The sequence below is a fragment of the Geobacillus sp. PLS 41 genome, assembly GCF_056494105.1.
Genome location: NZ_CM151395.1, coordinates 339,832 through 353,315, shown reverse-complemented (window position 1 = coordinate 353,315; position 13,484 = coordinate 339,832). Strand labels below are relative to the sequence as shown.

At 51.2% G+C, this 13,484-nt stretch carries 11 protein-coding genes, 1 pseudogene and 1 riboswitch; of the genes and pseudogenes, 10 read left to right on the top strand and 2 right to left on the bottom strand.

The window, feature by feature from the left end:
• Positions 1-15: 15 nt before the first annotated feature.
• On the bottom strand, positions 16-1,971 hold the full coding sequence (gene ltaS, locus ACVX3G_RS01595; protein ID WP_014194666.1) for a lipoteichoic acid synthase: 1,956 nt from the start codon (positions 1,969-1,971) through the stop codon (positions 16-18).
• Positions 1,972-2,421: 450 nt separating this feature from the next.
• Here ltaS and ACVX3G_RS01590 point away from each other — a divergent pair, with 450 nt between their 5' ends.
• From ACVX3G_RS01590 to ACVX3G_RS01555, 8 genes are all read left to right on the top strand, one after another.
• Complete coding sequence (locus ACVX3G_RS01590; RefSeq protein WP_014194669.1) at positions 2,422-3,759, top strand: TrkH family potassium uptake protein; 1,338 nt, start codon at positions 2,422-2,424, stop codon at positions 3,757-3,759.
• A 150-nt stretch (positions 3,760-3,909) separates the two neighbouring features.
• Positions 3,910-4,049, top strand: a riboswitch (cyclic di-AMP (ydaO/yuaA leader).
• A gap of 100 nt (positions 4,050-4,149) precedes the next feature.
• Entirely contained in the window at positions 4,150-5,985 is a 1,836-nt protein-coding gene (locus tag ACVX3G_RS01585; RefSeq protein ID WP_014194670.1) for an APC family permease, read from the top strand.
• A gap of 105 nt (positions 5,986-6,090) precedes the next feature.
• On the top strand, positions 6,091-6,729 hold the full coding sequence (ytaF, locus tag ACVX3G_RS01580; RefSeq protein WP_011229724.1) for a sporulation membrane protein YtaF: 639 nt from the start codon (positions 6,091-6,093) through the stop codon (positions 6,727-6,729).
• A gap of 67 nt (positions 6,730-6,796) precedes the next feature.
• On the top strand, positions 6,797-7,780 hold the full coding sequence (locus tag ACVX3G_RS01575) for a sporulation protein (protein ID WP_014194671.1): 984 nt from the start codon (positions 6,797-6,799) through the stop codon (positions 7,778-7,780).
• Positions 7,743-7,919, top strand: a complete 177-nt coding sequence (locus ACVX3G_RS01570; protein ID WP_155824518.1) for a hypothetical protein — start codon at positions 7,743-7,745, stop codon at positions 7,917-7,919. The genes ACVX3G_RS01575 and ACVX3G_RS01570 overlap by 38 nt, the downstream gene beginning before the upstream one ends.
• Complete coding sequence (locus tag ACVX3G_RS01565) at positions 7,912-8,409, top strand: spore coat protein (RefSeq protein WP_479454566.1); 498 nt, start codon at positions 7,912-7,914, stop codon at positions 8,407-8,409. Before ACVX3G_RS01570 ends, ACVX3G_RS01565 begins: the two co-directional genes overlap by 8 nt.
• Positions 8,410-8,568: 159 nt before the next feature.
• Positions 8,569-9,507, top strand: coding sequence for an ROK family protein (locus ACVX3G_RS01560; protein WP_479454565.1), 939 nt, complete (start codon positions 8,569-8,571; stop codon positions 9,505-9,507).
• 183 nt (positions 9,508-9,690) lie between these two features.
• Entirely contained in the window at positions 9,691-10,512 is an 822-nt protein-coding gene (locus ACVX3G_RS01555) for an undecaprenyl-diphosphate phosphatase (RefSeq protein WP_015373784.1), read from the top strand.
• A gap of 277 nt (positions 10,513-10,789) precedes the next feature.
• Here ACVX3G_RS01555 and ACVX3G_RS01550 read toward each other — a convergent pair.
• Positions 10,790-11,862: pseudogene (locus ACVX3G_RS01550) on the bottom strand (undecaprenyldiphospho-muramoylpentapeptide beta-N-acetylglucosaminyltransferase).
• A 277-nt stretch (positions 11,863-12,139) separates the two neighbouring features.
• Here ACVX3G_RS01550 and ACVX3G_RS01545 point away from each other — a divergent pair.
• Both ACVX3G_RS01545 and ACVX3G_RS01540 read left to right on the top strand, forming a co-directional pair.
• A complete protein-coding gene (locus ACVX3G_RS01545; protein WP_033005337.1) occupies positions 12,140-12,868 on the top strand; it encodes a polysaccharide deacetylase family protein in 729 nt (242 codons plus the stop codon).
• Between the two features lie 10 nt (positions 12,869-12,878).
• The gene (locus tag ACVX3G_RS01540) at positions 12,879-13,475 is read left to right on the top strand and encodes a DedA family protein (protein WP_011229731.1); all 597 of its coding nucleotides are present in this window, start codon (positions 12,879-12,881) and stop codon (positions 13,473-13,475) included.
• Positions 13,476-13,484 lie beyond the last annotated feature (9 nt).

Below are 13,484 nucleotides of genomic sequence, written 5' to 3'. Positions count from 1 at the left end.
AAAAGAGGGAGGCGATCATTGATCGCTTCCCTCTTCACGGTTATTGTAATCATATTTTGACGGATCGACCGGCTTGAAGCCTTTCGGTGTATAGAACCGGAGCAAATCGCCGTAAACAACCTTATCCGACAGGTCGAGCTTCGTGCGGATGATTTGTTCGAGACGTTGAATCTCCGGCGTTTCTTCAAGCGGCTCGCCCGTTTTCGTATCATAGTACTTGCCGTTGACCGCTGTCACGGTTGGCGTTACGAAGTCACCGTTGCGGAACGGGATGATTTCTTGATGGTCCGGCGACAACAAGTCCGTTCCGAAGTGGACGTAATTTTTCGTGTCGATGCCAAGCAAATGCAGCAAAGTCGGCAACAAATCGATTTGGCCGCCAAACTCGTGAATGACGCCGCCTTTTATGCCCGGCACGTGGATGAACAGCGGCACCCGCTGCAATTGCGCATGTTCATACGGCGTAATTTCTTTTCCTAAAATTTGCGCCATGGCTTTGTTATGATTTTCCGAAATGCCGTAATGGTCGCCGTACAAAATGATGACCGAGCGGTCGTACAGACCGGATTTTTTCAAGTAATCAAAGAACTCTTTGACGGCCTCATCCAAGTAGCGGGCCGTTTGGAAGTAACGGTCGACCGAGTCGTCTCCCGTCGTTGCCGGCGGGATTGTGGCATCTTCCTCGCTGATCGGGTACGGGAAGTGGTTCGACAGTGTAATAAATTTCACATAGAACGGCTCTTTCAACGTTTCCAACAGCGGGATCGACTCCCGGAAGAACGGTTTGTCTTTCAACCCGTAGTTCAAGACGTCCTCGTCGTTCATATCATAGTAGCTGGCGTCAAAGAAATGATCGAACCCGAACGATTTGTAAATTTCATCGCGGTTCCAGAACGATTTGTAGTTGCCGTGGAAAACCGCGCTTGTGTAACCGTATTGGCGCAAAATGGCAGGAGCCGCATGGTACGTATTTTGCCCTTTCGTCGTGAAGACAGCCCCTTGCGGCAGGCCATAGAGCGAGTTTTCGAGCATAAACTCTGCGTCCGATGTTTTCCCTTGACCCGTTTGATGGAAGAAGTTATCGAAATAGAATGTGTTCGGATCGCGGGTGAGCGAGTTTAAGAACGGGGTGACTTCTTCACCGTTCAACTTATAGTTAATCACAAAGTTTTGCAGCGACTCTAAATGAATGTAAATGACGTTTTTCCCTTTCGCCACGCCGAAATATTTCGGGTTCGGTTTGGCATACGTCGCCTGCACATAGTTCAGCACAGTCGTGATGTCGCTTTTGTTTGCGAACGCCCGCTGCGTCGATGATTTCATGCTTTGGAATGCATCGTAAATCAAATAGTTGTACACGCCTAAATATTTGACGATATAGTTACGGTCGAACGTTCTTGTCAAGAGCTGCGGGCGGTCGGTCTCAGCGAGCGCCAAGTTGATGCTGAACATCAGAATGGCCGAAGCGAAAATGGCGCCTTTTTTGAATCGGCCGGCCTGCACTTCCGGGAGCGAGAATCGCTTCGAGAAAACGATCACCGCCAAAATGATCGTATCCAAGAAATAGAACACGTCATACCAGCGGAGCAACTCCCAAATGCTTCTGCCGAGATCGCCGAAGTTTTTCGTTTGCGTCAACGTCGGGAATGTAATAAAATCGCTGAAAAAACGATAATAAACGATATTGGCGTATAGAATGAACGATAAAACGAAATTAATAATAATGAGCCATTTGTACACACGCGTTTCCTTGGCCAACAGCGCCAACCCAAGGAAGAATACCGCCGAGCTGATCGGGTTGATGAACAATAAAAACTCCTGCATGGAGTTGCTGATGCCAAGGTTAAATTCCGCTAAATAGGCGGCGTACGTCTTCAACCAAAATAAGAGCACGGCAAAAATAAAAAAGCCAATGTATTGGTTAGGGAGAGAACGACATTTTTTCAACCATTTTTCCCAAATTGCCTTCACGTCCTCTTCTCCTCCTTTGCCTCGTATTCTTAACGATGCTTCTATGTTTATATCAACAGCCGTTGCCCACAGCAACAAACGTTTTATTCTTACATGATTTTACATCGGAACGTCTCCATGTCAAGTAGCATAATACGTCTGTTGCCAAAAGTCAATGGAATGTTTTTATGGGACTGGTGCAAGCCCCCTTCCGCGCTTCAATGCCTGTGTGGTCCCAGTCGGACTGCCATTTGCCATTCATATAGACGAACGGAGACGGAAAAGGTTTCAATGCATCCACATTCTTGAAGTCGGTGGCCATGCCCTTTATCCATTTTATTATGCAGAAAGAATGTTATGATGAAAATGGTTTAGAGTACCCGAACAAGCTTGTTTTTGGTATATTTTTTCTATGCATCATCCACAACTATAAAGAGGCGATTATGTGAGCGAGGGGGAAGGGATGGGGCTTTGAATACGAACCGTAAATTTTTCGATCCGCCGAAAGTATTAGTGTCCGGCTTTGCCTTGATTATTTTGGTTGGAGCTTTCTTGTTGATGCTGCCGACGGCGACCGTTGACGGAAAAGGACTTCCGTTTTTAGACGCCTTGTTTACGGCGACATCTGCTACGTGCGTGACCGGACTTGTTGTGGTTGATACGGGGACGACGTTCACGTTGTTCGGCCAGCTGGTCATTTTAGCGCTGATCCAAGTGGGCGGGCTTGGATTTATGACATTTGCTACGTTGTTTGCCTTTTTGCTCGGCAAGCGGATTTCCTTGAAAGAGCGGTTGTTGCTGCAAGAGGCGCTCAATCAGCTGAGCATCGAAGGGATTGTTCGGCTCGTGAAACGCATTCTCGTTTTTACCGTCGTCATTGAGGGCATCGGCGGATTGCTGTTGGCGATTCGTTTCTCGTTCGATATGCCGTTTTGGAAAGCCGTGTACTTTGGGTTCTTTCATGCGATTTCCAACTTTAACAACGCCGGCTTTGACTTGATGGGCGAGTTTCGCAGTTTGACCGGCTATGTGGAAGATCCGGTCGTGAGCCTTGTCGTGCCGATTTTAATTATACTGGGCGGCATCGGATTTATTGTCATGAATGAAGTGTATGAGTACCGGCAAACACGGCGGCTGTCTCTTCATACGAAGGTGGTGGTGATCACGACGGCATGGCTGGTGTTGGCCAGCATGGCGCTGATATTGCTGCTGGAGTGGAACAATCCGAAGACGATGGGGCCGCTGTCGCTCTCAGGCAAGTTTTTGTCCGCGTTTTACCAAGCGGTCACTCCGAGAACGGCGGGCTCGAATACGCTTAACATCCCGGATTTGACGCAACCGACGCTGTTTTTGATCGTGTTTCTCATGTTTGTCGGCGCTTCCCCGGGTTCGACGGGCGGAGGAATCAAAACAACGACCTTTACGACGTTGCTCGGCGCGGTTTGGTCGCAAATCCGCGGGAAAGAGGATGTCATTTTATTTCGGAAACGGATCGTGTACGATACGGTGTACAAGTCGCTGACCGTGACAATGAGCGGGCTGTTTATCGTCATGTTTGTGACGATGGTGCTGACGATCACCGAGCGCGGAAAAGACTTTCTCATGATTTTATTCGAAGCGACGTCGGCGTTTGGAACCGTCGGGCTGTCGATGGGACTGACTCCGGAGTTGTCTCCGCTCGGAAAGGTGATCATTGCCTTGACGATGTTTGCCGGCCGCGTCGGCCCGTTGACGATCGCGTACGCGGTCACGCTGCGCCGTCAGCCCGATCCGTTCCGCTATCCGAAAGGGAAAATGATGATTGGATGAGTGAAAAACAGAAAAATGTCGGGAGCGTGAGCGAAGGGGAAATAATAAAGAAAAAATAAGCCCAAAAGCCTAAAAACTCGCTGTTTTCCTCCTTTTTCAAGGTTGGCGGAGGGACAAGAAAAGGGGTAACATATGGAAGCAACAATCACTTGATTCGATGCGCTGAATCCGGCATGGAGCGGGGGACCCAATCGTTGCAACGCTCGTTGCTAGGGGTGAATCCGAAAGGACGGGCATCTCTCCAAGCCCGAACCCGACAGCTAACCTCGCAAGCGCTTTGGGGAGGGACGAGTATGGCTTTAGAACATTTGTAGCCGTTGAGTGCGTCCTCAGCGGTTTTTTCTTTTGAATCGATGAGTCAACTCTTATGCTTTTGGGAGGAACGGAAGCATGGCTTCGTTAAAACGTTTGTTGATTGGGAAACCGATGGAAACGAAACGGTTGAAGCATGAAAAATTACCCAAATGGAAGGCATTGGCCGTTTTTTCTTCCGATGCCCTGTCATCGGTGGCTTACGCGACGGAAGAAATTCTGCTTGTGCTTGCTTTATTAGGGACAAGCGTCTTTTTCTATTCGCTGCCGATCGCGGTGGCGATTTTAGTACTGCTGTTGTTAGTAACGTTGTCGTATCGGCAAATCATTTATGCGTTTCCATCTGGCGGCGGAGCGTATGTCGTTGCCCGCGACCACTTGGGGACGAAAATTAGTTTAGTGGCCGGGGCGGCGCTCATGATCGATTATATTTTGACGGTCGCTGTCAGCATCAGTTCCGGCGTCGCCGCGCTGACATCGGCGTTTCCGGGGTTGCTGCCGTGGAAAGTGGAGCTCGCTGTCGCCCTTGTCTTGTTTTTGATGGTGCTCAATTTGCGTGGCATTACCGAATCCGCAACAGTTTTCGCCTACCCGACGTATGTGTTCATTGGCTTCGTTCTCGTGATGATCGCTGTCGGCGGGTGGCAGTTGTGGCATGAAGGATGGCATGGGTTTACGATGCATGAGCATGCTTCCTCAGCTCACATGTTTGCGTCCGGTTACAGTTTGTTTATTTTGCTGCGCGCCTTTTCGTCGGGATGTTCGGCGATGACCGGGGTCGAAGCCATCAGCAACGGCGTGCCGGCGTTCCGGCCGGACAGTTCAAAAAACGCTGCCATTACGATGGGATGGATGTCCGCATTGCTTGGCGTGATGTTTTTAGGCATCACCGTGTTGGCGGCGGGATTCGGCGTTACTCCGACCGAGCATCAAACGGTCATTTCGCAAATCGGGCGTCATGTATTTGGGAATGGTCTTGTGTTTTACTTGTTTCAGCTGGCCACGATGGTCATTTTAGTGCTCGCGGCGAATACGAGTTTTGCCGGATTTCCGCAGCTGACGTCGATTATGGCGAAGGACGGTTTTTTGCCGAGAAGCTTGGCGGCCCGGGGCGATCGCCTCGTGTTTTCCAATGGCATCATGTTGTTGAGCGTGCTGGCGATCGTATTGATCATCGCGTTTCATGCCAAAACTCATTCGCTCATCCCGCTTTATGCGGTTGGCGTCTTTCTTTCCTTTACCATCGGTCAGAGCGGGTTGATTAAAAAATTATGGAAACGGGAAGAAGGACGGAAGTTCGGCGTGCTGCTCACCGTCGGAACGGGAGCGGTGGTCACCGGGATCGTCACGCTCGTCACGATGGTCGCTAAATTTACGCAAGGAGCGTGGATCGTTATCGTGGCGATTCCGTTGTTTGTCTGGATGTTCATCCGAATTCACGAGCATTACAAAAAACTTGGCGAGCAATTGCGGCTTGACGAACGGGAGTGGCAACAGCGCGAGAAACTGTTGAAACCAAAAGTCATTATTCCCATTTCCGGCGTCAGCAAAGTGGTCGCCCAATCCGTTCAGTACGCTCGCAGCATTTCCGACGACATTACGGCACTGTCGATTATTTTCGACGAAAAAGACGAACAAAAGCTGCGGCAAAAGTGGGAGAAGTTTTATCCGGACATTCCGTTGGAAGTCATCTATTCACCGTACCGAACCATTTTGTCGCCATTATTAGAATACATCACGAAAGCGGAAAAAGAAGCAGACCGCGCGCCGGTGACGGTGCTCTTGCCGCAATTTATCGTGAAAAAATGGTGGCATACATTTTTGCATAACCAAACAGCCATCATCTTGCGCTTTTTCTTGATCATGAAAAAAGATGTTGTCATTGCGACGCTGCCGTATCATTTGCGGGAATAATGTCGAGAAAAGGGGAAACATTTCCCCGGAAATCGATGCGTGTCGAATGGCAAGAAAGTCCCCTCTCCGTACGGAATTGCATATTGTACGGCAGGGGGGATTCATATGTGGTTATGGGTGTCCATGATTTTGCTCGCTTTCAGCGTGAGCATGGACAGCTTGAGCGTAGGCATTACGTATGGAATGGGTGGTGTCCGTTTTTCCTGCTTTTCGTTGGCGCTTATTGCATGCATGTCTGGAATGATGGTGTTTGTGTCCATGAACATCGGCCGTCTGTTGGCGCTTGTTTTGCCGTTGCAAGTCGAGAGAGGGCTTGCTTCAGTCATTCTCATGGCGCTTGGCGGTTGGGCGATTTATAACGTCTATAAGCCAAAGGGAGACGGAAGCGATTCCTCTATGGAATGTGATGGAACAGGGGAGGCTAACCGATTCAGCGGCGCTGTTCAAGTATTGAAACGGCCTGAACTTGGGGATCTTGATCGTTCAGGCACGATCAGCCAAAAAGAAGCGTTGTTGATCGGGATCGCTTTGTCGATGGATTCATTTGGCGCCGGGATCAGTTCGTCGCTTTTGCATTTCCCGCCGCTTTCGTTTTCCCTGTTGGTTGGCGTATTTACTCTCATGTTCATCCGAGTCGGCTTATCGTTGGGGTACATGGTGTCGAAAACGGGAATCATGAAAAAGGCGACAATGCTGCCTGGGGTTGTGTTGATTGTCCTAGGGTTGATCAAATTATTTCGGTGACACCATTTTGGCGGCTCGTTCGTAATTCAAATGTGAAAATAGGTTGATGAAAAAGGAGAGAGGTCCGATGTGGAAAAAGTTTTTATCGAAATTCGGCATTGGCGCTGCCAAAGTGGATCTCGTGCTGCATCGCCCTCATGTGCGCCTTGGTGAAACGTTGGAAGGGGAATTTTTGCTGGAAGGTGGTTCGGTCGCCCAACACATTCGGAACCTAGATGTCGTATTGCAATTGGAGGTGCACGCGGAAGGAAAGGCATATCGCCGAACCGCAGCGGTGATCCCGGTCGCTTCCTCGTTTACGATTCAGCCCGGTGAGCGGAAAGTGCTCCCGTTTTCGTACGCATTGCCGCTCCATTTGCCGATCAGCCGCCCCACGGTCCGTTATACGTTCGTCACCCGGCTCGATATTGCCGATGGGGCGGATGCATATGACCAAGACGCCATTCACATTTTGCCGCCGACGGCCTTGGAGCAAGTGTTTTCCGCTTTGGCCGCCCTGGGATTCCGGGAGAAAGCGACATCCGGAAGCATTACGCCGCATGGCCAGGAATTTTCGTTCTTCCCGACGAGCGAATTTCAAGGGATCGTCCAAGAAGTCGAGTTTTTTGCCCTTGTCGAGGGAGAAGGGGTGCGTTTGTATATGGAGATCGACGTCCGCCACGGCTTTGGCGGGGAACGCGAAATGAAACGGGAGCTGTTGATCACTCACGAACAGCTTCGCGATTCGGCGACGGCAGCCCGTCTGCTTCGGGAAGCCATCGAAGAGGCGGTGTGGGCGGCCGGGGCGTTCGGCCAGCTGAGCGGGCATCCGTTGGCAACGCCGCATTCGCCTATTTATAGCCATCCAGTTGGCCATTATCCACCCGTCCATCATTCGCATCATGGCGGACATGGGTGGGCTGGCGCCATTGGAGGATTTGCGGCCGGGATGTTGGCGGGAATGGTGGCGGAAGAGTTGCTTGACGATGTGATCGATGATGTCGCTGACGGGTTGGACGTGGATGATTGGTTTGATGGCGGCGATGGATTTGATGGCGGGGATTGGCTGTAATGATGATATGGAAGGTGCTTCGCATTTCGCGAAGCGCTTTTTTGCTGATGCGGATGTCTTGTACAACGGTGACCGTTTCTCCTTAGTGGGCATATACAATAAATGGAAAAATAAAACAAGGAGGAAACAAAATGAATGATACGTACGGTCATCGCCATTTGGCTTGGCATGAAACGTTGGAGTTGCATGAACTGATCGCTTTTCAAGCAAACGGTCTCATAAAAATGAAAAAGGCGGTCGGCAAAATCGACTGTCCTGAATTAAAAAGATTGTACCTTGAGACGATTCAAGGGCTGGAAACGAATTTGCGCGAGTTGCTTGCCTTCATCCCGGCCGCACCGATGATGGAAGAAAGCCGTGACCATGATGATGGCGACCGCGCCTTGCACGCTGGCGACTTGCTTGGCTTTTCAAAAACGGCAGTGCGTAATTATGCTGCTGCCATTACCGAGGCGGCGACGCCGGTGCTGCGCAAAACGTTTGTCAAACATCTGCTTAAAGCCATTGACACGCACGAAAAAGCGTTCAACTATATGTATGAACGAAGTGATTATCCAGCGTACGATCTCGTCCAGCTCCTTCACAACGACGTCCGCAACGCGCAAAAAGCGTTGTCGATTAGGATATGAACGATAACAGAAACGAGCCGCTCCCCCAAGTGGAGCGGCCTCTTTCATTGCGGCAGGGAGGAGCGGATGGACCGACGGCGAATACATAAAAGCGGAGAAACAGCTAAGCCGAATGGAGCTAGAAGAGAGGAAAGATAAAAAACGAAGGAGGCGTCATCGGTGCGTTACTATATCGTTTTTGATATTGGCGGCACATATGTCAAACATGCCGTCATGAACGAGCATGGCGACTTTTTCGAAAAGGGGCGTTACCGTTCGGAGCGGCATGACTTTCATCAATTTCGCGATGACTTGCTTAACGTCGTCCGCCAGGCGCAGGCCAACTATCCACTTTCCGGCATTGCGATCAGTTCCGCAGGAAGCGTGGATAGCGACATCGGCGTCATCGGCGGAAGCAGCGCCTTGCCTTGTATTCACGGCCCAAACTTTAAAGAAGTATTCGGCGGGGCGACGGGCCTGCCGGTGGAACTGGAAAATGACGCGAACTGCGCAGCGCTCGGTGAATTATGGAAAGGAGCGGGGCGGCACTGCCGCGACATCGCCTTTGTCATTGTCGGCACCGGCATTGGCGGGGCGATCGTGAAAGACGGACGCATCCATAAAGGGGCGCATTTGCACGGCGGGGAATTTGGCTATATGTTGATGGATGTCCGCTATGAGAACGGAAGGATCGAATGCAAAACATGGAGCGAACTGGCGGCGACAAGCGCGTTGATCCGGATGGCGGCTGAGGAAAAGGGGATGCCGGAGAGGGAGCTGGACGGAGAAAAAGTATTTGCGTTGGCCGAGAGCGGCGATGAAGCCGCGCAAAAGGCCATTGACCGGTTTTATTTTTCATTGGCCCAAGGGATTTTTAACTTGCAGTACGCATATGACCCGGAAAAAATCATTTTGGGCGGGGCCATTAGCAGCCGCCCCGATTTCGTCGACGAAATCAACAAGCGGCTTTCGGTGTTATTGTCGCTCGTTCCCATTGCCAAAGTCCAGCCAGTGGTGGAGACGTGCCAATTCAAAAACGATGCGAACTTGCTCGGCGCTTTGTATCATTACTTAGAGCGGCGCGGGGAATTAGGGGAAGCGTCCGGCCCGTCCCATTAGGCAGCAACAGGAAGTCGACTGTTCTGTCTTGAAAACAAGGTCGCTGACTAGAAAAAGCGCGGGTAGTACAAGACAAAGATTTGTAGTACAATAGAGCAGGCGCGGCCAAAAGCGGAGTGTTATTCCACCCGCTTGGCCCATATGTATAGAAAGGACGACCCCGCGCAGAAAGGATGGAAGGACATGCACTGGATGGAATTATGGAAGGCGATCATTTTAGGAATGGTCGAAGGGCTGACCGAGTTTGCCCCGGTTTCCTCGACCGGCCATATGATTATGGTCGACGATCTTTGGCTGAAATCCACAGAGTTTTTAGGCAAGTACGCGGCGAATACGTTTAAAGTCGTCATCCAGCTCGGCTCGATTCTAGCCGCTGTGGTCGTGTTTAAAGACCGATTTCTCGACTTGCTTGGCGTTCGCGGCCGTCATCCGGGCGGACATCCGCGCCTTAACCTCATTCACGTCATCATTGGTCTGCTGCCGGCTGGGGTGCTCGGCGTCTTGTTTGAAGATTACATCGATGAACATTTGTTTTCGACCAAAACGGTGCTGATCGGCCTTGTGCTCGGCGCGTTGCTCATGATTGCCGCCGACCAATTCGCCAAAAAAGCCGCGCGGACGCAGACGGTCGACCAAATTACGTACAAGCAGGCGTTTTTTGTTGGTTTGATGCAATGTTTATCCTTGTGGCCCGGCTTTTCCCGCTCCGGCTCGACGATTTCTGGCGGGGTGCTTGTCGGCATGAGCCATCGCGCCGCCGCCGATTTCACGTTCATTATGGCTGTTCCGATCATGGCTGGGGCGAGCGGGCTGTCGCTGTTGAAAAACTGGCAATACGTCACCACCGCCGATATTCCGTTTTTCATCGCCGGCTTTTTGAGCGCCTTTGTCTTCGCCTTGCTCGCGATTCGCTTTTTCCTTGAGCTCATCAACCGCATCCGCCTCGTGCCGTTTGCCGTGTATCGGATCGTGCTGGCCATTGTCATTTATTTCTTATACTTCTAGTCGTGCCGCCTGGCGGGGTGTTCCGCCGGGCGGGTTGCTTATCTTCACTTGGATGGTGTACATTCCGCCTAAGAGGATAAAAGATAACGGATGGATTGCAAGTAAAAATATGCTTAGATTGGGAAGGTTGTTGAGAAGAGTAGAAAAAATGGTTGTTGCTTATCTGTACTATGAGTTATAATACAGATAAGTAGTTCACGTTTATTAGTCATTTCCATGCAAAACAAGGCGATGCCGAAAAACGGCCGTGGTTGGCCGCATCGGGCATCGCCTGTTTTTACCGGCGGGCGGTGTCTTGAATGATTGCAAGCAACGTTTGCAGCGGATCGCTTGCGCCGGCTTTCTCCATGTTTTTTCGGTAGCGGTCTTTGTTTTCGTATAGGCGGTGAATGGCGGCTTGCAGCGATTCGTTCGTCAAGTCCTCTTCCATCAGCACTTCCGCATAGCCGGCTTTTTCAAACGAACGGGCGTTAAGGATTTGGTCGCCGCGGCTTGCCGCTTTCGAGAGCGGGATGAGCAGCATCGGCTTGCGCAAGGAGAGCAGTTCGAAAATGGCGTTCGCCCCGGCGCGGGAGACGACGATGTCGGCTAAGGCGAGTAAGTGGGGCAGCTCTTCGTTGACGTATTCGAACTGTTTGTATCCTTTTTGGCCTGCGAGGCTTCGGTCGATGTTCCCTTTGCCGCAAATGTGGATGATGTCAAATTCGGCAAGAAGCGTCGATAGGTTGGCGCGCAAGGCGTCGTTAATTTTTTCGAGCCTAAGCTGCCGCCCATCGCCAGCAAGACCGGTTTTTTTCCGTCGAACTGGCACATCTTCCTCCCTTGTTCGGCTCTGCCATCCTTCAACTCTTCGCGGACGACGGCGCCCACGTAGACAGCTTTATCGGCATTGACATATTGCTTCGTTTCCGGGAAGGTGAGGCAGATTTTTGTCGCAAACGGCATGGCAATTTTATTCGCAAGCCCCGGGGTTAAGTCAGATTCATGGATCACCGACGGCACACCGTTCAGCCAAGCGCCGAGAATGACGGGAACGGAGACGAATCCGCCTTTTGAGAAGACGACGTCCGGTTTTTCTTTTTGGATCAGGAGGTACGCCTGCCAAACGCCTTTCAGCACGTTGAATGGATCTTTAAAGTTTTTCCAGTCAAAATAGCGGCGCAGTTTTCCAGTCGAAACCGAATAGTACGGGACGCCGTCGATGCGGCCGATAATCTCCCGTTCAATCCCTTGATGAGATCCGATGTAAACGATATCCCATCCAAGCTCTTTCAATTTCGGGATGAGGGCGACGTTGACCATCACGTGGCCGGCTGTGCCGCCGCCGGTTAAAATGATTTTTTTTCGCAATGCGGATCACCTGTCTTTTTTTAATCGCTCGTGTATCGTTATGTATTATAGCAAATTCCACCGAGCTTCGGGAGGAAACCAAGCGATGGCGGTTTTCGTATAGGAAATAAGAAGACTGGACGGTCTGCATGAAATTTTCATGATTTTCTTTTCGATTTCTCATTTGTTTGTTATATGATAAAACACCTACATCGTGATGATCTCGAATATAGAAAATTCATTTTTCTATTTTCAGAGAGAAGAAATATTGGTAAAGTACAATCAAGAGGTGAATGCCATGTGGGCTTGGTTGTTCGTTTGTTTCATTGTGGGAATTGCCATTTATGGGATTGTACCGACGATCATCATTCGCAAAAAGCGGGTGCGTTTGTTTCGGGAGGGAACGGCATCCGATTGTCTGGCGCTGACGTTTGATGATGGCCCCGACCCGTATTATACGCCAAAGTTGCTTGATTTATTAAAGAAATATGGCGTGAAGGCGACGTTTTTCGTTGTCGGCCGCAAAGTCGAGCGCTATCCGGATATTGTGCGGCGGATGGCCGAAGAAGGCCATGAAATTGGGATTCATAATTACCGCCACATCAGCAATTGGCTGTTGCCGCCGCTTTGGTTGGATTGGGGGGTGCGCCGCGCCGCTAAGGCGATTGAGCGGGCGACGGGCCAACGCCCGGTGTATTACCGCCCGCCGTGGGGGCATTTTAACGCTTGGACGCCGATCGTGCAAAAGCGGTATACAACGGTGCTATGGTCGCATATTCTTGGCGATTGGAACGAAAAAATTGGTACAATGGAATTGTTCCACCGCTTGCGTTCGTCCATCCGCGGCGGGGCGGTGATTGTGCTTCATGACAATGGGGATGCGCTGGGTGCTGACAAACGCGCGCCAGAGCAAATGTTGTCAGCGCTCGAGCTGCTGTTTAAGGATGAAGCAGCGAAAAAGATGCGTTGGGTGACGATTACGGAACTGCGAAATGTGCAAACTAATACACAAATCTCGGCGATGTAGCGGGGGAGCTATGGATACAAGCGTATGGTTGCCGTATGTCCAGTCATATGGATATGTGATGCTGTTTTTCTTTTTGTTTTGCGGCATTGTCGGCATTCCGGCGCCGGAGGAAAGCTTGCTCTTTTTGGTCGGCGTGATGGTGGCCAAGGAGCAGTTGCTGCTTGGACCGTCGCTCGCTTCATGCTGGGGCGGGGCGATGGCCGGCATGGTGACGGCATACGGCGCCGGCCGGTGGTGGGGGGCGCCGTTTGTGCAAAAGTACGGCAAGTGCGTCGGAATTACGGCTGAACGTTGGGAGCGGGCTCGCCGCTGGTTTGGCCGCTATGGCAAATGGGGGATTTTGTTCGGCTGCTATGCTCCCGGGGTGCGGCAAATTTGCCCGTATATGGCGGGAGTGAGCCGGTTTCCGTTCGGGCCGTTTTTGTTGCTGTCGGCGCTTGGAACGGCAGGTTGGGCCGTTCCGTTGACCGCGGCGGGGCTTTGGCTCGGCCAGCGCATCCATATCCCCCTGATTTCTTTTCCGCTTGCCGGTTTGGCGTTGTTTTTGCTTTTTTTGCTTGCGGCATGGGTTGGGCAGCGGAGGCGCAAAAAATCTTTCGAAAGCTAAAGGGTGCGA